General features: G+C 62.0%; 17 protein-coding genes. 5 read left to right on the top strand and 12 right to left on the bottom strand.

What is annotated here, in order from left to right; all coding sequences use genetic code 11:
- Positions 1–23 precede the first annotated feature (23 nt).
- The 8 genes from ACIPG5_RS17250 to ACIPG5_RS17215 all read right to left on the bottom strand — a co-directional run bounded on the left by ACIPG5_RS17250 (position 24) and on the right by ACIPG5_RS17215 (position 9531).
- Positions 24–2219 (bottom strand): TonB-dependent siderophore receptor, encoded by a 2196-nt coding sequence (locus tag ACIPG5_RS17250; protein WP_236235848.1) that lies wholly within the window; start codon positions 2217–2219, stop codon positions 24–26.
- Between the two features lie 163 nt (positions 2220–2382).
- Positions 2383–3369: an alcohol dehydrogenase catalytic domain-containing protein gene (locus tag ACIPG5_RS17245; protein WP_401376561.1), complete on the bottom strand. Its 987-nt coding sequence runs from the start codon at positions 3367–3369 to the stop codon at positions 2383–2385.
- 116 nt (positions 3370–3485) lie between these two features.
- Positions 3486–4793, bottom strand: a complete 1308-nt coding sequence (locus ACIPG5_RS17240; RefSeq protein WP_236235850.1) for an MFS transporter — start codon at positions 4791–4793, stop codon at positions 3486–3488.
- Positions 4794–4857: 64 nt separating this feature from the next.
- Positions 4858–5838 (bottom strand): transketolase C-terminal domain-containing protein, encoded by a 981-nt coding sequence (locus tag ACIPG5_RS17235; protein WP_314613805.1) that lies wholly within the window; start codon positions 5836–5838, stop codon positions 4858–4860.
- A gap of 3 nt (positions 5839–5841) precedes the next feature.
- Positions 5842–6729 carry a transketolase gene (locus tag ACIPG5_RS17230; protein WP_401376557.1) on the bottom strand — a complete coding sequence of 296 codons (888 nt, stop codon included), beginning with the start codon at positions 6727–6729 and terminating at the stop codon, positions 5842–5844.
- Between the two features lie 46 nt (positions 6730–6775).
- A complete protein-coding gene (locus ACIPG5_RS17225; RefSeq protein WP_401376554.1) occupies positions 6776–7867 on the bottom strand; it encodes a glycerol dehydrogenase in 1092 nt (363 codons plus the stop codon).
- Positions 7868–8002: 135 nt separating this feature from the next.
- Positions 8003–8695 carry an SDR family NAD(P)-dependent oxidoreductase gene (locus ACIPG5_RS17220; protein WP_401376551.1) on the bottom strand — a complete coding sequence of 231 codons (693 nt, stop codon included), beginning with the start codon at positions 8693–8695 and terminating at the stop codon, positions 8003–8005.
- Between the two features lie 44 nt (positions 8696–8739).
- Positions 8740–9531 (bottom strand): shikimate dehydrogenase family protein, encoded by a 792-nt coding sequence (locus ACIPG5_RS17215; RefSeq protein WP_401376548.1) that lies wholly within the window; start codon positions 9529–9531, stop codon positions 8740–8742.
- Between the two features lie 289 nt (positions 9532–9820).
- Between ACIPG5_RS17215 and ACIPG5_RS17210 the strand changes: the two genes are divergently transcribed.
- On the top strand, positions 9821–10498 hold the full coding sequence (locus ACIPG5_RS17210) for a GntR family transcriptional regulator (RefSeq protein ID WP_236235856.1): 678 nt from the start codon (positions 9821–9823) through the stop codon (positions 10496–10498).
- A 47-nt stretch (positions 10499–10545) separates the two neighbouring features.
- Here the strand turns inward: ACIPG5_RS17210 and ACIPG5_RS17205 are convergent, their stop codons facing one another.
- Positions 10546–11763 carry an MFS transporter gene (locus ACIPG5_RS17205; protein ID WP_314613823.1) on the bottom strand — a complete coding sequence of 406 codons (1218 nt, stop codon included), beginning with the start codon at positions 11761–11763 and terminating at the stop codon, positions 10546–10548.
- A gap of 99 nt (positions 11764–11862) precedes the next feature.
- Here ACIPG5_RS17205 and ACIPG5_RS17200 point away from each other — a divergent pair, with 99 nt between their 5' ends.
- Both ACIPG5_RS17200 and arfB read left to right on the top strand, forming a co-directional pair.
- On the top strand, positions 11863–12786 hold the full coding sequence (locus tag ACIPG5_RS17200; RefSeq protein ID WP_401376544.1) for a LysR family transcriptional regulator: 924 nt from the start codon (positions 11863–11865) through the stop codon (positions 12784–12786).
- A 315-nt stretch (positions 12787–13101) separates the two neighbouring features.
- Positions 13102–13515 carry an alternative ribosome rescue aminoacyl-tRNA hydrolase ArfB gene (gene arfB, locus ACIPG5_RS17195; protein ID WP_401376542.1) on the top strand — a complete coding sequence of 138 codons (414 nt, stop codon included), beginning with the start codon at positions 13102–13104 and terminating at the stop codon, positions 13513–13515.
- Positions 13516–13668: 153 nt separating this feature from the next.
- Here arfB and ACIPG5_RS17190 read toward each other — a convergent pair whose 3' ends face one another.
- On the bottom strand, positions 13669–14538 hold the full coding sequence (locus ACIPG5_RS17190; RefSeq protein ID WP_401376539.1) for a hypothetical protein: 870 nt from the start codon (positions 14536–14538) through the stop codon (positions 13669–13671).
- A 665-nt stretch (positions 14539–15203) separates the two neighbouring features.
- Here ACIPG5_RS17190 and ACIPG5_RS17185 point away from each other — a divergent pair.
- Positions 15204–15623, top strand: a complete 420-nt coding sequence (locus ACIPG5_RS17185; protein ID WP_401376536.1) for a hypothetical protein — start codon at positions 15204–15206, stop codon at positions 15621–15623.
- Between the two features lie 767 nt (positions 15624–16390).
- Here ACIPG5_RS17185 and ACIPG5_RS17180 read toward each other — a convergent pair.
- The gene (locus ACIPG5_RS17180; RefSeq protein WP_401376533.1) at positions 16391–16654 is read right to left on the bottom strand and encodes a hypothetical protein; all 264 of its coding nucleotides are present in this window, start codon (positions 16652–16654) and stop codon (positions 16391–16393) included.
- Positions 16655–16896: 242 nt separating this feature from the next.
- Between ACIPG5_RS17180 and ACIPG5_RS17175 the strand changes: the two genes are divergently transcribed.
- The gene (locus ACIPG5_RS17175; protein ID WP_401376530.1) at positions 16897–17508 is read left to right on the top strand and encodes a class I SAM-dependent DNA methyltransferase; all 612 of its coding nucleotides are present in this window, start codon (positions 16897–16899) and stop codon (positions 17506–17508) included.
- A 98-nt stretch (positions 17509–17606) separates the two neighbouring features.
- On the opposite strand, the gene ACIPG5_RS17170 is transcribed toward ACIPG5_RS17175, so the two are convergent.
- Complete coding sequence (locus ACIPG5_RS17170) at positions 17607–18623, bottom strand: transporter (RefSeq protein ID WP_236235949.1); 1017 nt, start codon at positions 18621–18623, stop codon at positions 17607–17609.
- Positions 18624–18659: the final 36 nt, after the last annotated feature.

The raw sequence follows: 18659 nt of genomic DNA, 5'->3' as shown, positions 1-18659 counted from the left end.
CCGGCCTGGGAATGGGCTGCCACTCAATAGTGGAAGTTGAACGTCACCTGCGCCGAGCGGCCTTCGGCCCAGGTCGCGTAGATGGGGTAGGCCGAGGCGAAGTACTGGCGATCGAACAGGTTCTTCAGGTTCAGCTGCACGTCCAGCGACTTGGAGAACTTGTAGGAGGCCATGGCATCGACTTCGGCGTAGCCCGGGGTCCACTTGCGCGTGGTGTCGCTGACCGAGGCATAGATCAGGCTGGAGGCCTTCACCCCGGTGCCGACCGTCCACTTCGGGGTCACGTCGTAGTAGGTCCAGAGGGTCAGGTTGTGCTTGGGCACCATGACCATCGGCAGGCCCGAGGCCGATTCATTGGCATCGCCGGCATCGGTGGTCACTGCGTTGAGGTAGGAGTAGCCGCCGAACACGCGCCATTGCGGGGTCAGCTCGCCCGCCACGCCCAGCTCCACCCCGCGCACGCGCTGGGAGCCGGCGTTCTCGATGCCGCCCAGGCCATCGCTGACGCGGGCGTTGGTCTTGTCGGTCTGGAAGATTGCCGAGGTCAGCGACAGGCGCCCGTCCAGCACGTCCCACTTGGCGCCCACTTCGATGTTGCGGCTGCGCTCGGGCGAGAGGTCGTCGTTGTTCGCGGTCAGCTGATCGTTGCCGCCGCCCGTACCGCCGTTGGCGCCCGGCGGGTTGGCCGAGGTGCCGTAGGAGGTGTACAGGCTCAGGTTGTCGATGGGCTTGTACACCAGGCCCACCTGGTAGCTGAACAGGTTGGCGATGTTCTGCAGGTTCTGCGCGCCGCTCTGGTCCACCCGGGTGTTGTAGTAGTCCAGGCGCACACCGGTGTTGAGCAGCCACTTTTCCGACAGCGCCAGGCTGTCGAAGGCGTAGGCCGAGGCCATGTTGGTGGTGGTGTAGATCGGCTTGCCGGGGAAGCTGTCGCCGTTGAGCGTGGCACTGCCGGTCCAGTCCATGTCCGGGTCCCAGCCACCGATGGTGGTGCAGTTGCCAGCCACGGCGCACGAGCCGCCACCGCGGATGTTGCTGCCGGTGCTGTCGGTGACCAGGTAACCCTCGTACAGGCTCTTCTCGTGGCTCAGCTCGATGCCGGTGGTGAGCTTGCTGTCCAGGCCGAACAAGGTGTGCGAGCCGGTCAGTTCGGTCTGGTTGGCCAGGGTGTTGGTGGCGTACTTGCCGCTTTTCGCCTGCAGCTGGATGACATCGTTGGAACCCTTGAGGAACTGAGGGTTGGTGGCGATGTAGTCGAGGGTCGAGCGCCCGTAGCTGGTGGTGTTGCGCACCTTCCAGTCGTCATCGAGTTCGTGCTCGATGCGCACCTGGCCGCTGTCGGTTTGCCCACGGCGGTAATCGCGGTCGTTCAGGCCGTAGAAGTCCTTGCGCTTGAACTCCGAGGCAGGGGTGCCGCCGGTGGAGCGAAACGGCACGCTGAAGTCCGGCATGTCGTGGCTGGACAGGTGGTAGTAGCCCAAAGTGACGGTGGTCGGGCCGCCCAGGCCGAAGCTGATCGACGGCGCCACGCCCCAGCGCTTGCTGAACACGTCGGTGCGGCCTGGCTGGTCGGCGTAGTGCCCCATGACGTTGAGGCGGAACGCGGTGCTCTGGTCGATCACCCGGTTGACGTCCAGCGTGGTGCGTTTGTAGGCGTCGGTGCCCATGCCGACGCTGGCGTCGAGGAAGTCCTGCGCCTTGGGCGCCTTGGTTTCGATGTCGACGCTGCCGCCGACCGCGCCGCGGCCGGCATACACCGAGTCGGGGCCCTTGATGATGCTGATGCGCTCGACATCGAAGGTTTCGCGGTTCTGCACACCGGTGTCGCGCATGCCGTCGACGAAGATCGAGTTGCGCGATTCGAAGCCGCGAATCACCGGGCGATCGGCCGATGGGTTGGCGGCAGCGTCACCGCCGAGGAAGGTGATGCCCGGTACCGTGCGTAAGGCATCGGTGAAGGTCGTCGCGCCGCTGGACTTGATGACTTCCTGCGGGATCACGGTGATCGAGCGGGGGGTGTCGATCAACGGTGCGGTGAGCTTGTAGGAGGGCAGTTCCTGCGTCTGCAACTGCGCTTCGCGGTCTGCTTCCACGGTCGTGGAAGGCAGTGCCAGCACCGGGGCTGCGGATACGGGCTCGGCAGCTTGGGCGGTGGCGACCAGCGAGGTGGTGAGCAGGCAAGAGGTCAATAGCGAGCGGGAAGGGGTGGCGCAAGGCATTGAGAAGCGTCTACGGCGGGATGGGGAGGCAGATCCTATATAAATTGTAACAATTTATAAAGAGAAGCTTTATCATTCGTACTACTACCAATGTTGAATGGTTTGGCTTGCGGGCCCTATCGCCGGCAAGCCGGCTCCTACAGGGGCCGGCGATGGGGGCAGGTTAGGCCAGCCGCGTCACCCACTTGCCTGGCGTGCTGGCTTCCTTCAGTTGGCGCAACGCCTGTGGCAGCGCTTCGAACGCAAACTCCAGGCGCGCCGGGGTCAGCAGCTGGCCATCGGCGACCAGCTGCAGCAACCGCTGCGCCTCGGCTCGCAATGCCCGGTGATCGAGCGGGCGGCCATGGGCGTGAATGCTGTTCAGGGCGACTTCATGCAGCGAAATCGCGCTGCTGAAAGCGGGCAATGGCGCTGTTTCCTGGCGGTCCTGGATGCACACCAGGTGGCCGTTGTAGCCGAGCAGGTGGGCAAGGCTGGCGGCATGGGCGCCGCTGACCGTGTCGAACAAGGCGTGCAGGGGCCGCTCGCCCAAGGCAGCTTGCAACTGGGTTTGCCACTGGGCGTCGTGGTAGTCGAACACCTCGATCACGCCCAGCGCCTTGAGCCCGGCACGGTGCCGGGCGCCGGCGGTGGCCCAGACCCGCAAACCGCGCTGCACGGCCAGCTGCGCCAGGTAAAACCCCACCGCGCCACCGGCGCCAATCACCAGCACATCGCTCGACGCCCCCTGGGGCACCTTGGCCAGCGCCTGCCAGGCGGTGATGGCCGGGCAGGGCACGGCGGCCGCGACGCCCTCGTCGATCGTGGCTGGCAACTGCATCAGCAGGTAGGCATCCACCAGGCAGTACTCGGCGAAGCTGCCATCGCGCGACAGCGACTGGTGGTAAGCGACGCGAGTGCCCAGCGGGATCTGCACCCCAGCGCCGACCGCCGCGACGACGCCGACACCGTCCACGCCAGGCACCGTGCCTGCATGCCAGTCGGGGTGGCCCCATTCGCAGATCTTCCAGTCCACCGGGTTGAGGGCGATGGCGCGGTTGGCCACCAGCACTTCGCCGGGGCCGGGTTGCGCCAGGGGTTTGCGCAGCAGTTGCAGGCCATCGAGGCCGGCGCCTGGGGTCCAGCCCCAGGCTTGGTAGGTGTTAGACATGCAAAGGTCCTTCTCCGGTAAAGGGCGATGGGCCATTCTCGGCAGCGCCGCTGCAGGGAAACAGCCGCCCTGGAGACAATCACTTTTGCCTCCAGGGCACGAGTGCGCAGGCTGGCTCAAACCTGGTCGATCGGCACCCCGTGGTTGTTCTTCCACATCAGCACCACACCACTGGCAACCACGGCCACCACAATCAGGTAGACGTTGAACATCCAGCCGATCTGCTCGGAGTACAACCAGGTGGTCAGGTACGAGGCTGTGCCACCAAACACCGCCACGCCCAGCGAAATGCACACACCGAACATCCGTGTGCGGTAGCGCGTGGGAATCTGCTCGGAGATCGACGCCGGCTTGCAGCCGGTGATGAAGGCCACCAGCATCAACCCGGCGGTCTGCGCCACCATCAGGGTCCACGGCTCGCTGGAGATCATGCCCCACAGCGGGAACAGCGTCGCGGCAATGCCCAGCAGCGAAATCAGCGCGCAGAGCTTGCGCCCCCAGTGGTCCGACAGCCAGCCACACAGCGGCAGGAAGGCCAGGTAGATGACCTGGGCGATGCAACTCATCATGAACGCACTGTGCGGGTCCATGCCCTTGACGGTCATGGCGTAGATCGACGCCGAGGTCACCCAGGTGTAGTAGGTCAAGGTGGCGCCGGCTTCATACAGGAACAAGCGCACGCCATGTTGCAACACCTGGCCTCGGCTCCAAGGTACCTGCAGCGCGTGGTCGCTGGCGCTCGGGCTGTGCTCGCTCTCCATCATGTTGCGCCGCAGCCACAGGGCGACCACGGCCAGCACGCCGCCGGTGGCGAACGGGATACGCCAGCCCCATTGCTGCATCTGTTCGACGCTGAGCATCGATGTCAGCAGGGCCATGTAGAAGGTCGCCAGCAACGAGCCGCTGCCGACCGCGAAGAACACCGTGCTCGACCATAGCCCGCGGCGTTTCGGCGGGGCGATTTCGGCGATGTAGGCGTAGGACGTGGTGGTCTCGCCACCGTGGGCGAAGCCCTGTATCAGCCGTGCGCCCAGCAGCAGGGCCGAGGCCCAGCTGCCGATGGCTTCATAGGACGGGATGAAGGCGATCAGCAGGCTGGCGCCGGCCATCAGCAGCATGGTGCTGAGCAGCACGGCTCGCCGGCCGAGGCGGTCGGCGAGGATGCCAAAGACGATGCCGCCCAGGGGGCGCAGCAAAAAGCCTGCGGCGAACACGGCCAGGGTGGCCAGCAGCGCCGAGGTGGGGTTGCTCTTGTCGAACAGGGCGGCGGCGATGTACACCGAGGCGACGGTGTAGAGGGTCCAGTCGAACCACTCCAGCAGGTTGCCGACGCCAGTGGCGAGCAGCGATTTGCGGCGCAGGTTGACGGCGCCTGGGGTGGCCTGGGCCACGCTGCCGGGCAGGGTCTCGGTCATATTGTTCATTATTGGCTCCGAGCGAAAGGGGCGGGCAGCGCCGGGGCTGGCGCTGCCCGTGCAGCGGCACAGGTCAGCTTGCCAGGTGCGCGAGCGCCACCTCCTCGATACCCGCGGCGTCGAGCTTGTAGTGCTGGTAAAGGTGGGTCGGGGGGGCGATCAGGCTGTATTCGTCATAGATGCCATGGCGCTTGAGCTTGATGCCGACCCCTTCGTCGGCCAGCACCTCGGCCACGGCAGCGCCCAGGCCGCCCAGCACGTTGTGCTCCTCGACCGTCATCATTCGCCTGCTGCGCGCGGCGGCCTGGAGGATCGCCTCGCGGTCGATCGGCTTGATCGAGGCCATGTCGATCACACCGATCGAACGGCCCTGGGCATTGAGCTTGCGCGCAGCGGCCAGGGCCGGGTGCACGGTGATGCCACAGGCAATGATGGTCAGCTCCTCGCCTTGCAAGAGCTCGGTGGCCTTGCCGAATTCGAAGCTGGCGCCGTGCTCGTAGATGACCGGGTCGCGACCGCGGCCGATACGGAAGTACACCGGCTTGTCATAGGTGGCCGAGGCCTTGATCGCGGCCACCAGCTGTGGCCCGTCGGAGGGCGAGACCACCGCCAGGTCGGCAATCGAGCGCATGGTGGCGATGTCTTCGGTGGCGTGGTGAGAGGTGCCGTAAAAGCCCAGCGAGATCCCGGTGTGGTGGCCGATCAGGCGCACCGGTTGCGCCGAATAGGCCACGTCCATGCGGATCTGTTCACAGCACAACAGGCCCAGGAACGAGGCGAAGGTCGCCACGAACGGCATCACCCCGCAGGTGGCCAGGCCGGCGGCGGCGGTGACCATGTTCTGCTCGGAGATACCGAACTGGATGTACCGGTCCGGGAAGGCCGTGGCGAACTTGTTCAGCCCGTTTGAGTACTGCAGGTCGGCGGAGCCGGCCATCACCGGATAGCCCTCGCGGGTCAGCTCGATCAGCGCATCGGAGAGGTAGGAAAGCCCCGGGTTCATGGCGTTCAGGCCACGGTATTGCCAGGAGTTGGGGGACAGGGGGGCGCTCATGGTTCAGATCTCCTTGGCTTCGATTTCGGCGATGGCGCGCTTGGCGTCTTCAGGGTCCAGGTAACCCAGGTGCCAGCCCGGCTCGGTTTCCATGTAGGAAACCCCTTTGCCCTTGACGGTCTTGGCGATGATGCACACCGGTTTGTCACGGCTCTGGTCGGCCTTGACCTTGCGCAGGGTGGTGGTCACCTCGGTAATGTCATGGCCGTCGATTACGTGCACTTCCCAGCCGAAGGCGCGCCATTTCTCGTCCAGCGGCTCGACGCCAATGACATCGTCGACGCTGCCGTCGAGCTGGAAGCCGTTGCGATCGACGATCGCGATCAGCCGGCCGGCCTTGTGGTGGGCGGCGCTCATGGCCGCTTCCCAGACCTGGCCTTCCTGCATTTCGCCGTCGCCGAGCATGACGAAGACGTCATATTCGTGGCCGGTGAAACGCTGCGCCAGGCACATGCCCAGGCCACCGGAAAGGGCATGGCCGATGGAGCCGGACGAGAAGTCGATGCCGGGCACCTTGCGCATGTCCGGGTGGTCGCCCAGTGGGCTGCCCAGGCGGGTGTAGTCATCCAGCCACGCCTTGGGGAAGATCCCCAGGTCGGCAAGGATCGGGAACTGGCCGACCGCCGCGTGGCCCTTGCCCATCAGGAAGCGGTCGCGGCCGGCCCAGGCAGGTTCTTGCGGGCGCAGGTTCATCACGTCGTAGTAAAGCGCCGAGAACAGTTCGGCCGCGGAGAACACCGAGGTGTAGTGGCCGGTCTTGGCGATCTCGATCAGGCGGATGGTTTCCAGGCGGACGAATTTCGCCCGGTCGCGCAGGTGGGCGACGGTCTCGGCGCTGGGCACGAAATCGCTGGCTTTCCAGGCCTCGAGGGTTTTACGGGGTGTAGCCATCTCTACCTCCAAATGCAGGCATCGCAGGGTGGGTGTTGCCGGGGAATCAGCGGGTGAGCGATTCGAGCGCGCGCATGGCCTCGATCAGTTCATCGCAGGTAAGGGGTTGGCCGTTGGCGCGTACGAAGTTGCGCGCATGGGGCGCTTGCAGGGTGGGTTCGGCGACCTTGAGCAGGGTGGCCTGGTCGCACACCTCGACGCCCAGCCCGGCCAGGTTGCAGGGCAGGCCGATACGTCGGTAGAAGGCCAGCAGCTCGGCCATGAACGCCGCTTCGCGGTCTTCGAGCACCAGTTGCACCAGCAGGCCGTAGGCGACCTGCCAGCCGTGCACCTGGTCTCGCGCACCGGGGACTTTCGACAGGCCGCGGGTCATCGCGTGGGCGATCGACAGCCCGCCACTCTCGAAGCCCAGGCCACTCATCAGCAGCACCGCCTCGATCAGGCGTTCGAACGAGTCGTCGACCTCGCCGCTCCCTGCCAGCGCCAGGCCGGCTTCAGCGTGGGTGCGCAGCACCTCGTAGCATTCACGGGCCAGGGCCACCCCGGCCAACGAAGGGCGGGCGCCGAACATGTTGACGCCGCCGGCCTTCAGGCATTGCTCGGCTTCGAACTTCTTGGTCAGGGCATCGGCGATGCCCGCCAGCAGAAACGGGCGCGGGGCTTGGGCAATCAGGCGGGTATCGACCAGCACGTAGCGTGGGCTGCAGAGCAGGTGGCCGACTTCGCTGAGTTGGTGGTGCTCGTCGTAGACGACGAAGTTCTTTGAAGTGGGTGCATCGTTGGAGGCCACGGTGGGCAGGCTGACCAGCGCTGCGCCGGTGGCGTGGGCCAGGGCCTTGCCGGCGTCGATCGACTTGCCGCCACCGACTGCCAGGACCATGTCGAAGGCATAGCGCGCGGCCGACTGGCGCAGGGCGGCGATGCCCTGCGCGGTGATCTCGCCATCGAAGGTGATGTAGTGCAGTTGCACGTCGGCGCAGGCGCAGGTGGCGTCCAGGCGCGCCTTGACCAGGCCGATGACGAAGCTGTCGATGACCACGACGGCGCTGCGCCCGCAATGGGCCAGGTACTGGCCAGCTTCATCGAGTACATCCGGGCCTTGCACATAGCGCCCGGGCGATCCGAATACCAGGTTCATACGGCACCTCTTTATGACTGCTTGTTGTTGTTATGCGAGGCCTCGAGGGTCTGCGTCATTTGTGATGCATCATATATCATGCGTTTTGGCCGTCAAGCGCCTTGCGCTGCCAAAACGGCTCAGTTCAATGCTGGATCAGGCGATCGAGTAGCCGCCATCGACCGCCAGGGTGGTGCCGGTGATGTAGCGGGCGTTGGCCGAGACCAGGAAGGCGATGGCGTTGGCCACGTCCTCAGGTTGGCCCCAGGCCTGCATCGGAATGCGAGACAGGATGCTGGCCGAGCGGCTGGGGTCTTCATAGGCGCGGCGCGATAGCTGGGTCAGAATCCAGCCAGGCGCCACGGCGTTCGAGCGCACGCCGTCAGCGGCCCAGGCCACGGCCTGGCAGCGGGTCAGTTCAGCGATGGCCGCCTTGCTCGCGGCATAGGCCGGGGTCTTGGCCGAGCCGAAGATGCCCCACATCGAGGCGAAGTTGACCACCGCGCCCTGCGCCTGCTTGAGGGCGGGCAGGGCGGCATTGCTGATGCGCATGACCGCGGTGAGGTTGACGTCGAGCACGCGGGTGAAACCTTCCAGTTGCCATTCACGGTTGTGGTCGATGACGCCGGCGGCGTTGACCAAGGCATCGATGCGTTCGAAGCGGCTGAAGTAATCGTTGACCGCCGCGTCGTTGGTCACATCCAAGTCTTGATAGTGGATGCCTTCGATGCGTTGCTCCGGCTCGCCCAGGCCCAGGGTATGCACCTGGTAGCCGTCGGCAAGCAGGCGCTGGGCAGTGGCCAGGCCGATGCCTGAGCCGCCTCCGGTGATGATTGCGATCTTGCTCATGTGCTTCTCCGTCGTTGAAGGTGGGGTTGTGCAGGCAAGAGGCTTCAGTGGCCGAACAGGAAATCTGCCAGCAATTGCACTTGCCCGGTCAGCATGTGCACGCCCTTGTGAATCTGGCAGCCGCGCGCCTGCGCGGCCTCGAGCAGTGCGGTGAGATCGGGGTTCATCACCACCTCGGCAACCAGCGTGCCCGGAGCGAGGGTTTCCACTGGCAGGGGCAACGGGTCACCCGCCTTCAGCCCCAGGGCGGTGGCGTTGATCACCACATCGAAGCCACGGCCGTCAGCCGGGCCCGCCGCCACCTGGCGCCCAGGCACCAGGCTTCGCAGCTGGCTGGCCAGTGCCTCGGCCTTGGCCGCGGAGCGATTGCTGATCACCAACTGCGCCAGCGGCTCGGCCAGCAGGGCATGGGCAATGCCTGTGGCGGCGCCACCGGCGCCGAGCAGCAACACGCGCTTGCCGGCCAGGCCATGGCCCTGGTTCTCAAGGCCCCGGACAAACCCCTCGCCGTCGAACATGCGCCCGCTGAAACGCCCATCGGGCAAGCGGCGGGCGACGTTGCACACGTTGAGCAGCTGCGCCGTGCCTTGCAGTTCATCGCACAGGTGCGCGACCTCGAGCTTGTGCGGCACGGTGACGATCACCCCGGCCAGGTTCTCGATCACACGCAGGCCTTGCCAGGCACAGGCCAGGTTGGCCGGTGCCACCTCCCAGGGCACCAGCACGCCGTCATGGCCCAGGCGCTCGAGCAACGGGTTGAACAAGGACGGCGTGCGCAAGTGCTTGGCGGGGTAGGTCAGGTGGACCACGACTCGGGTGGTGCCGGTGATGGGCATGGGCTGCTTCCTTTTATGCGGTGAGGGAGGGGTGCAGGCAGTTATTAATGCATCATATATCATCGTTTTTACATGGCGTCTTCAGCAAAAGTGTTGTGCCTTGAATTCAACGTTTTCGTTCGTAGGGTTTTTCGCCTCGCGCCTGGGGGCGCTGAGCCGGGTGCCGACAGGGAGTTGGCGAGCTGGCAGCTGCTGAACGATGATGTATCATGCGTTTTCGCAACCTAGCCCAGCGCTGCCAGCACCGGCAGCTGGCGGCGGCCCCTCCAGCAGACAAGAGAGAAGTAGCGTGACAGTTCACAAGCCCCTGGATAAAGGCAACCTGAGCGAGCGGGTCTACAGCATCATCCGCACGGCATTGATGGACGGCCAGTACCAACCGGGTGACCGCCTGCGCATCAGTGCCTTGGCCGAGGAGTTCGGGGTGTCGATCACCCCGGTGCGCGAGGCGATTTTCCGCCTGGTCAGCGACCACGCCCTGGACATGAAGGCGGCGACGTCGATCTATGTGCCTGAGCTGACCGTCAGCCAATTGCGCGAGATCCAGCTGATCCGCCACCTGCTCGAAGGCGAGGCGGCGGGTATGGCCGCCGAGCGTATTTCCACTGCCGAGCTTGAGCACCTGGAGCAGGTGCAGGCGGCGTTTCAGGCGGCAGTCAGCGTCGATTACAAACAGGCTTCGCTGCTTAACCGTGAGTTTCATTTCGGCCTGATTGCCGCTGCGCGCATGCCGGTGATCTTCAAGACCCTGGAAAACATGTGGGTGATGATGGGGCCGTTGCTCAGCACCTTCCACTCCGAAGTGCCCAAGGCGGAGCTGGCCAGCGCCAAGCACAAGCATTTCGAAGTGCTCGAGGCCTTGCGCAAGCGTGATTCGGCCAAGGCCAAGGCGGCGCTGCAGGCGGATATCGCCTGGGGCGAGCTGATGCTCGAGTGGCTGGAGCGCAAGTCGCACACTCCAGCCTGAGCCCGCCAGGGCCGGGGCGCTAAGCCCAGGCCCTGCGGATGCCCCGTTTATGCCTGGGCGCCTGCCTGATTGTCAGCACCGCTGGCAGCGCGTTTGCCGCGCCAGGCCAACCAGGCCAGCGGCAGGTGCACCAGCACCGCCGCAACCACACCCGCCCACGGGGTGAGGGCCAGTTGGCCGTGGGTCACCAGGTAGCTGCCGGCGGATTCACCCAAGGTGATGCCCAGGTTGAAGGCCGAGATGTTCAGCCCCGAGGCAAAGTCCACCGCCTTGGGGGTGTAGCGCCCGGCGGTGTCGAGCATGCCGGCCTGGAAGCCTGGGGTCATGCCAAAGGCCAACACGCCCCAGACGAACAGCAGCACCACCATCGCAACCGGCGACGACAGCGAGAAGCCCAGCAACACCAGCACCGCCGCCAGCAACACGAACAGCACCCGCAGCGCACGTTGCCAGCCAAGGCGGTCGGCCAGGCGGCCACCGGCGAGGTTGCCGATCAGCGTGGCGATGCCGAACACCACCAGCAAGCTGCTGGCCGTGGCCGAGGAGAAGCCGGTGATATCGGTGAGGATCGGCGTGATGAAGGTGAACGCCGCAAAGCTTGCGCCAAAGCCCAGGATGGTCACCAGCATCATCGACCAGATCGCCGGGTGGCCGAGCGCCGCGAGCTGGGTGCGGATGCTGCCGGCCTCGGCGGTTTTCAGCGCCGGCAGCCAGGCGAGCGTGGCCAGCAAGGCCAGCGCGCTGAGCGCCGCCACCGCGTAGAACGGCAGGCGCCAGCCCATGGCGTTGCCCAGGAAGCTGCCAAGTGGCACGCCGATGACCATGGCCAGGGTGAGCCCGGCGAACATGATGGCGATCGCTTTGCTGGCCTGGCCCTTGGGCGCCAGGCTGGCCGCGACCGTTGCGCCGATGGCGAAGAAGCTGCCATGGGCGACGGCGGTGATCAGCCGGCCGATCAACAGCGTGGTGTAGTCACTGGACAGCGCCGAGAGCAGGTTACCGGCGAGAAAGATCGCCACCAGGCCCGCCAGCACCGGCTTGCGCGGCAGGCGCCCGAGCAGCAGCACGATGAACGGGGTGAACACTGCCAATGCCAGGGCGTACAGGCCGACCAGGCCGCCCGCGGTGGCCAGGGTCACGCCCAGGTCGCTGGAGATGGCCGGAAGAATGCCGACCACGATGAACTCGGCCACGCCAATGGCGAAGGCGGTCAGGGCCAGCACGTACACCCCGGGGTGAATGCGTGTGGAGGAGGGGGTAGTCATGAACGAATGCTCGCAAGGTTGAATGATGCAGCACACGATACGAGCCGTTTGGTTTGTGATGTAGACTTGTGCAATTCCAACCAGCTGTGAATTCAAGTCATGCAAACACGCGCTAAAGACATCAACCGCTCTGGCGAGATGGAAGTGTTCGCCGAAGTGGTCGCTTGCGGCACTTTCTCGGAGGCTGCGCGGCGCCTGGACATGACGCCGTCGGCGGTGAGCAAGCTGATCGCACGCCTGGAACAGCGCCTGGGCGCGCGCCTGCTGCTGCGCTCGACCCGGCGCCTGGAACTGACCGCCGAGGGCGAGCGCTTCCATGTCGAAAGCCTGCGCATTCTCGAGCAGATCGACAACGCCGAGCGCGACGTGGCCAATGCCGCTTGCCCCAGCGGCATCATCCACATCAACAGCAACCTGCCGTTCGGCCTGCACTGCTTGGTGCCCCTGGTGCCGGCGTTTCTCGAGGCCTACCCGCAGATCACCTTGAACATCGAGCTGACCGACACGGTGGTCGACCTGCTCGAGCGGCGCGCCGACGTCGCCATCCGCTCCGGCCCGCTGAAAGCCTCGCGGCTGGTGCAGCGGCACCTGGGCCGCAGCCGGCTGTTGACGGTGGCTTCACCCGAGTATCTGGCACGCAAGGGCACACCGCGCACGCCCCAGGACCTGCTTGGGCACAATCGATTGGCCTTTGGTTTTCACCGGCACTCGCAGGCGTGGGTGTATCGCGGGGCTGATGGTGAGCGCATCGAGGTGGAGCCCCAGGGCAATTTGCTGCTGCAGGACGGGGAGAGCATGCGCCAGTTGGCCCTGGGCGGCGCCGGGGTGGCGCGCCTGGCCAATTTCCATGTGGGGGCGGATATCGAGGCGGGGCGGTTGGTGCCGTTGCTGGAGGGGTATGAAAGTGGCGAGGAGGATATTTTGCATGCGGTGTTTATCGGGCCCGGGCGGCAGTTGCCGCAGCGGGTGAGGGTGTTTATCGACTTTCTGGTTGAGCGGATGGAGGGGCGCTATTTCGGTTAAGTCGCTCGCGACCTCAGGTGACGCGTTACCACCACCTGGACAACGATTGCTATCAAGCAAAGCAATCCGAATTTTACGTTGCCTTCGACGCCCAGATGCTCGAAAACCTTGCCTACGAACATGACGCTGATGAAGATGGCAGCAGGCACTATAAGTCGGTTCATCACGGTTCCTTGGAGCCAGCAAAAAATAGCCGGGCATGATAGCTCAGCGCGTACCGAGGCTTGCGTTGTCTGTATTTCCGCAAGTTTCCGAGATTCAGGTGCACGGGTGGGCTGAGGCTGTGATAATCGGGGCAATGACAAGGGCCGTGCCATGCTGACCATCTCCAACAACGTGCATCTGCCGGATGCTGAAATTGAACTGACCTACATTCGTGCCCAAGGCGCGGGTGGGCAGAACGTCAACAAGGTGTCCAGCGCTGTGCATTTGCGCTTTGACATTCCGGCTTCATCGTTGCCCGATTTTTACAAGGAGCGGCTGCTGGCGTTGCGTGACAGTCGCATCACCAGTGATGGTGTGTTGATTATCAAGGGGCAGCAGTATCGGACTCAGGAGCAGAACCGTGCTGATGCGTTGGCGCGACTTGCTGAGTTGATCATCAATGCTGGCAAGACCGAGAAGAAACGCCGGCCGACCAAGCCGACGCTTGGTTCGAAGACTCGGCGGCTTGAAGGGAAAGCCAGGCGGAGTACGGTTAAGGCGGGGCGGGGGAAGGTGGATTTCTAGGGATGGTCGTCTACACCCAGCCTGTGATTTTTTTCGAGCAACCACCTCTTGAGATCAATGAACCTGGAATGATCTTCTGATGGCATGACGGCCACCCATCTTTATCGCACTCGGACTTTCGGGCCATGCTGTTCTACGTCAAATCGACGTTGCTCAACGTAAGCTCTCAATCAAAGGGCTAGTCATCTGTTTGATGGAAGGAATCGAGGTGCCGATCTGATGCGACCCGATTTCGTCTTCCTGCGTTCGAATGTGAATAGAGATGCTGCGGTCATCTTCAACTTTGGCAAAGGCTACAAATCCGTTCTCTAAAGGATGAATTCGCGTACGGTTTTCTCCTCCCGGATAATTAACTGCCAGATGAAAATCACTTAAAACTGCTAGTGCTTTTACCGCTGTATGTACCCATGAACGATGCTCGCTCGACATGTATGAGCTGCCGCTCACTAGCACTACCACTATCATCATCGAACCAAACGAATGAAGCATTGCAGATGTGCTGGGTCTGGGGATTTGATTTTTTAGGCCAACCATCTCCAGAACGGGGGTGAGCATCTGTATAAAATTAAGAGCCATCACCTGAATAAATCCGACTACGCTCATAACGATCGCAAAGAAAAAGAGCGCTATCGACGCAACTGCCATCAATGCCGGGATGTAGAGTGCGACGATGAGAAAACCGACTGTTACGTCAAAGCTTTGTGGTGGTAAACCTAACGATTCGGAAACAAGCGATCGAGCCATCACCGTGGCGACCAGAAAGACTACAAAGTGAAGAAGGGCCACGGCGATTTTTCCCAGCGTACTTTCCCATGCAGCACTGATCCAGTGTACCGCTGGCATACACCACGAAACGAAACCGCCTATAACCCCGGCCGATCCAATTATTATAGCAATGTCCATTGCAATAGAGCCGAGCAGGCGAGAGAACACCATTCCCAGCAAAAAAATCGTAACGGAGAAAACATAATAGAGGTTAGGTGCGGATGTTTCTTTGTATTTGCGTTGAATCCAGTCTCGCATGATACCTTTTACTCGCTCTTAGAAAACAGTATGAAGGGTTTTGGGTGACGGGCGTACCTAGCTCGCCTCGAATACCTGACGAACTATTAATGCTTCTGCCTTAGCTTGACCTCGACGATTTAACCTTCCGTTGTGAATCTGTGGAAAGATCGCTCGTCCGAAGTGGGAGCCGTTCCTATATTTTGTCTTCAATATTAGCCACGGAGGTTGAGGTTTGACGAGCACTCAGGATGTAATAGTTAACACTCAAAGACAGGCATAGCTTGAGCAATCACAGGTATTGGTCATGGGTAGGCGGATCAAGCACTGGAAAAGGTGTCGTTGCAACGGTGCCGATTCGGGCGATCAGGTTGTCGGCTTGACGGCCGCTTTGGAGCTAGAGGGTACAACCATTCAGCAGCTTTGTACGCGCGGTATCGCAATTTGAGTGGAACGTACATGAACGGGACAAGCATGGGCAACGGCACCGCAGTTCCAGTCTGCACGAGCAGCGGTACACGCTGACCGGAAGAGAAACCTCATTGACTCTTTGAGCGAACGCCGCCAGGTCAAAGGCGTAGAGCAGTAGTGGGATGTGTGACTGAATTCCGAGAGGGTTTTATTGCGTGCATTCCTTGCGCAGGGCATTATCATCGATGTACACCCATTCTCGCTATAGGAGTCCTATGGACAAGCGAATCGACCCCATCCTAGGTAAATCAATCTATCAAACGGCAAATGCGTACATGGCTACGCTGGCCGTTATCGGATCTTTTACGATGACGCTCGCCGGTACTGCCAAATCCTTTATCTCTCCTAGTGTAGCACTCACGATTGTTGCGGTCGTGGTTGCTCTCGCTTTTCTGCGCGGTGGTGAGTACCGGCGTCGTGTTGACGAGTTCCTGGAACGTGCCGACTTTATGATACTTGTTGAGACCTGCGCGAAAGCTTGGCCATTCTGGTTGTCGACGATTTTTTTGTTTGGTGTCGGGCTGGAGATTATCTCAATGATGCAGTACGACACGTGGAAACATTTCATGTCGGTTGGTGGCCTCTGGGGGCTGGGGGCTCAATATCTCGCAGGCCAAGTGCTTTCTAGTAACTAAAACGCTTTGGCTGTCTTAGCGGCTGCAATGTGCTTCCTGAGCGTCGAAATCGTCATCGTTTTACGTGTTCTATGAATGATCGCATGACAGTTCGCGCAAAAGGAACTAACGAAGGACGTTAACTGTGAAAAGCCAGGTGAGGTAGAGGCTCAGGACAAACTATCGGCGTACTCGAAATCGGAAAAGCTCATATGACTCATGGGTAAGGCTTATTGGGGCGGCTGAACGGAGGGCTATTTCAGCACAGGTCGAGCGGCCTGTGCTGATTTGATCGGAGAATCCCTAATTGCCATGAGTTCTGAGCTAAATATAAGCGCAGTCCAATAGATTTTCATTGCAAGGCCGCCGTCATACCACGGTTAGACGCATGATCGAGTATTGACGTAGCGAGACTGGTCATCAGTGCGAGTTCAAATCGCAACCTGAGCGAGCCTTCGAACACTTAGGCCGGAAAAGAGGAGGAGGGTGAACCGTGTTCTTGATCGGCTGACTAGGTCACGGCGAAACTCCTTAACTTTCAAGTCGGCTCCAGGCTGCCGAGGCACGCTGGGTATTGTGGCGGTTGGCTGACTCGGCTAGATAACGACTTGCATAACGGCGTGGCATCGTCGAGGCCTCAGACCAGCCGCGGACTCGTCGGTGTCCGTCTGTGACCCGTTCCAGGCCATGTCCACGCTGCTCTACAAGATAGGCCAAAAAGCGGTCGGCAAATGTGTGGCGAATGCCAGTGAGGTTTGACGAGCACGCGGGATGTAACGGATGACACACTAGAACAGGTATAGCTTGAGCAGTCGCAGGTATTGGTCGCGGCTACGCGGATCGAGCAGCGGAAACGGTGCCGTTGCAGCGGTGTCGATTGGGGCGACCAGGTTGTGGGCTTGACGGCCGCTTTGGAGCCAGAGGGCGTAACGTTCCAACAAAGCCAGAATCGCTTCAAAGTGGCGGGCAAAGATGGCCTCATCGATATCTAGGTCTCGGCTTTTCGCATAGGTGTTGAACGCTCGGATCGCACGCAACTGAATCAGCTTCATCGGCAACCATCTCATTCAAGGATGCGCCATGAACGCGAAGGATATGGCCCGTTGAGAGAGTGGACGTTGGAATCCGGTTTTATCTAATCAGTGAGGTTGATGAACATCCATAACATTGCCTTTCATTTAACATAATATGCATTATGCGCACCTTAACATATTCCACACGGGCCACACCCAAGCTACATTGCAGCACACACGATCCCCTCTAGAATGGCTTTTCCCGATTCAAGGACGTCAGCATGCCGCATCACCCATCCGCCGATCAGATCATCGATCTCTACGACCGCAACGCGTCCACCTGGAATGACCTGCGCGGCAATCGCCTCATCGAACGCAAATGGATCGAACGCTTCCACGCGTTGCTGCAGCCGACGGCTACCGTCCTGGATCTAGGCTGTGGCTCTGGCCAGCCCGTGGCGCGTTTTCTGATCGAATCTGGCCTGTCGGTCGTTGGCGTGGATTCCTCAACGCAGATGATCGCGCTGTGCACCGCACAATTTCCCAACCAGCACTGGCTACAGGCCGACATGCGCACGCTGGACCTGGCGCGCCAGTTTGCCGGCATCCTGGCCTGGAACAGTTTTTTCCACCTCAAGCCTGATGACCAACGCCAGATGTTCGCGGTTTTCCAGCGCCATGCGGCGCCAGGTGCGTTGCTGATGTTCACCAGCGGCCCGTCACATGGCGAGGCATTGGGTGAGTTCCAGGGAGAAACGCTGTACCACGCCAGCCTGGACCCGCAGGAATACCGGGCCAGGCTGCATGAGCACGGGTTCGAGGTGCTGGACCACATCGCAGAAGACCCGGATTCTGGCGGCCTGACGGTGTGGCTGGCGCGCCGCCTCCCCTGACTCATATATAAGCCAAAATTATAACTACACTAAATATTCATTTAGTGTAGTTATAATGAGCGCCTTCCCAGCTATCCTCCGCCTGCCCTCGCCTGGCTTCAATAATCATCCCGCTTGCGAAACGCCCAACGCCCAACCAGCACCGTAAAGGTCGCCACCAACGCCACCAGCACCCAAAACCCATGCGGGTCGTCGGCCAAGGGAATGCCGCCCACGTTCATGCCAAAGAAGCCGGCGATGATGTTGATCGGCAATGCCAGCACCGTCACTACCGTAAGCGTGAACAAGGTGCGGTTGTTCTGCTCGGTGAGCTTGGCAGCGATCTCCTCCTGCAGCAGCTTTATACGCTCCACCAGCGACGTCAGGTCGCTGATGATCACCGCAAACTCTTCAGTGGCCGCTCGCAATTGCCGCAGGTCCTGTTCGCGCAACCAGTCCGGCGGGCGGTTGAGCAAGCGCAGCAAGGACCCCGGCTCCAACGCCAGCAGCCGCTGCAGGCGCACCAGCACGCGGCGCAGGCTGCTCAATTCGGCGCGGTTGTCGCTCAGGCGCAGCGACAGCAACTGGTCTTCGATGCCGTCCACTTTCATCGTGGTTTCCCGCACCACCTGGGTCAGCAGGTCACCTTGGTCACCCAGCAGGTGCGCAAGCAGCTCGACCGTGGAGCCGAAGCATTCGCCCTGCTTCACCGAAAGCCGCAGCTTGTCCACCGAGTGCAGCGGCTGCAGCCGCACGCTGACCAGCAGCCGGCGGCGTGCGCAGGCCCATAAGGTCGAGACGTCCGACGACACCAGGCCGAAGTTGAAGACGATGTCGTTGACCACGGCCAGCAAGGCGCCGTCGGTATGTTCGATGCGGGTGGAGCGAGAACCTTCGCGCAGGGTCTCGAAAAAGCTCTCGGGCAGGTCCAGGTGGCTCCTCATCCAGCGCTCGCACGCAGCATGGGCAAGGTTCAGGTGCAGCCACATGAACTCATCGTTGTCTGCCGGCTCCAGCAGGCGCTGCAAGGCCTCGGCCGAGTCGATTTCCCGCGCGGCCTGACCCGGGCAGAAGGCGAAACCATACAGCAGTCCATAGAGATCCGCTTCCGAATGCCCATGGACCGGGCCCAGCATCATGCGGTCTGCCATGTGGGTAGAAACCGAGTGTTA

The sequence above is a fragment of the Pseudomonas sp. NPDC087029 genome (assembly GCF_044745345.1).
Taxonomy (GTDB): domain Bacteria; phylum Pseudomonadota; class Gammaproteobacteria; order Pseudomonadales; family Pseudomonadaceae; genus Aquipseudomonas; species Aquipseudomonas faucium.
Note: the sequence above shows the minus strand (reverse complement) of the source record. Positions and strands in the feature narration are given on the sequence as shown.

Coding starts and splice junctions, on each gene's coding strand:
- ACIPG5_RS17230 (WP_401376557.1), bottom strand. CDS start 6,729: ATGGCTACACCCCGTAAAACCCTCGAGGCCTGGAAAGCCAGCGATTTC.
- ACIPG5_RS17185 (WP_401376536.1), top strand. CDS start 15,204: ATGGACAAGCGAATCGACCCCATCCTAGGTAAATCAATCTATCAAACG.
- ACIPG5_RS17240 (WP_236235850.1), bottom strand. CDS start 4,793: ATGAACAATATGACCGAGACCCTGCCCGGCAGCGTGGCCCAGGCCACC.
- ACIPG5_RS17235 (WP_314613805.1), bottom strand. CDS start 5,838: ATGAGCGCCCCCCTGTCCCCCAACTCCTGGCAATACCGTGGCCTGAAC.
- ACIPG5_RS17180 (WP_401376533.1), bottom strand. CDS start 16,654: ATGAAGCTGATTCAGTTGCGTGCGATCCGAGCGTTCAACACCTATGCG.
- ACIPG5_RS17245 (WP_401376561.1), bottom strand. CDS start 3,369: ATGTCTAACACCTACCAAGCCTGGGGCTGGACCCCAGGCGCCGGCCTC.
- ACIPG5_RS17250 (WP_236235848.1), bottom strand. CDS start 2,219: ATGCCTTGCGCCACCCCTTCCCGCTCGCTATTGACCTCTTGCCTGCTC.
- ACIPG5_RS17170 (WP_236235949.1), bottom strand. CDS start 18,623: ATGCTGGGCCCGGTCCATGGGCATTCGGAAGCGGATCTCTATGGACTG.
- ACIPG5_RS17225 (WP_401376554.1), bottom strand. CDS start 7,867: ATGAACCTGGTATTCGGATCGCCCGGGCGCTATGTGCAAGGCCCGGAT.
- ACIPG5_RS17220 (WP_401376551.1), bottom strand. CDS start 8,695: ATGAGCAAGATCGCAATCATCACCGGAGGCGGCTCAGGCATCGGCCTG.
- ACIPG5_RS17190 (WP_401376539.1), bottom strand. CDS start 14,538: ATGCGAGACTGGATTCAACGCAAATACAAAGAAACATCCGCACCTAAC.
- ACIPG5_RS17215 (WP_401376548.1), bottom strand. CDS start 9,531: ATGCCCATCACCGGCACCACCCGAGTCGTGGTCCACCTGACCTACCCC.
- ACIPG5_RS17175 (WP_401376530.1), top strand. CDS start 16,897: ATGCCGCATCACCCATCCGCCGATCAGATCATCGATCTCTACGACCGC.
- ACIPG5_RS17205 (WP_314613823.1), bottom strand. CDS start 11,763: ATGACTACCCCCTCCTCCACACGCATTCACCCCGGGGTGTACGTGCTG.
- arfB (WP_401376542.1), top strand. CDS start 13,102: ATGCTGACCATCTCCAACAACGTGCATCTGCCGGATGCTGAAATTGAA.
- ACIPG5_RS17200 (WP_401376544.1), top strand. CDS start 11,863: ATGCAAACACGCGCTAAAGACATCAACCGCTCTGGCGAGATGGAAGTG.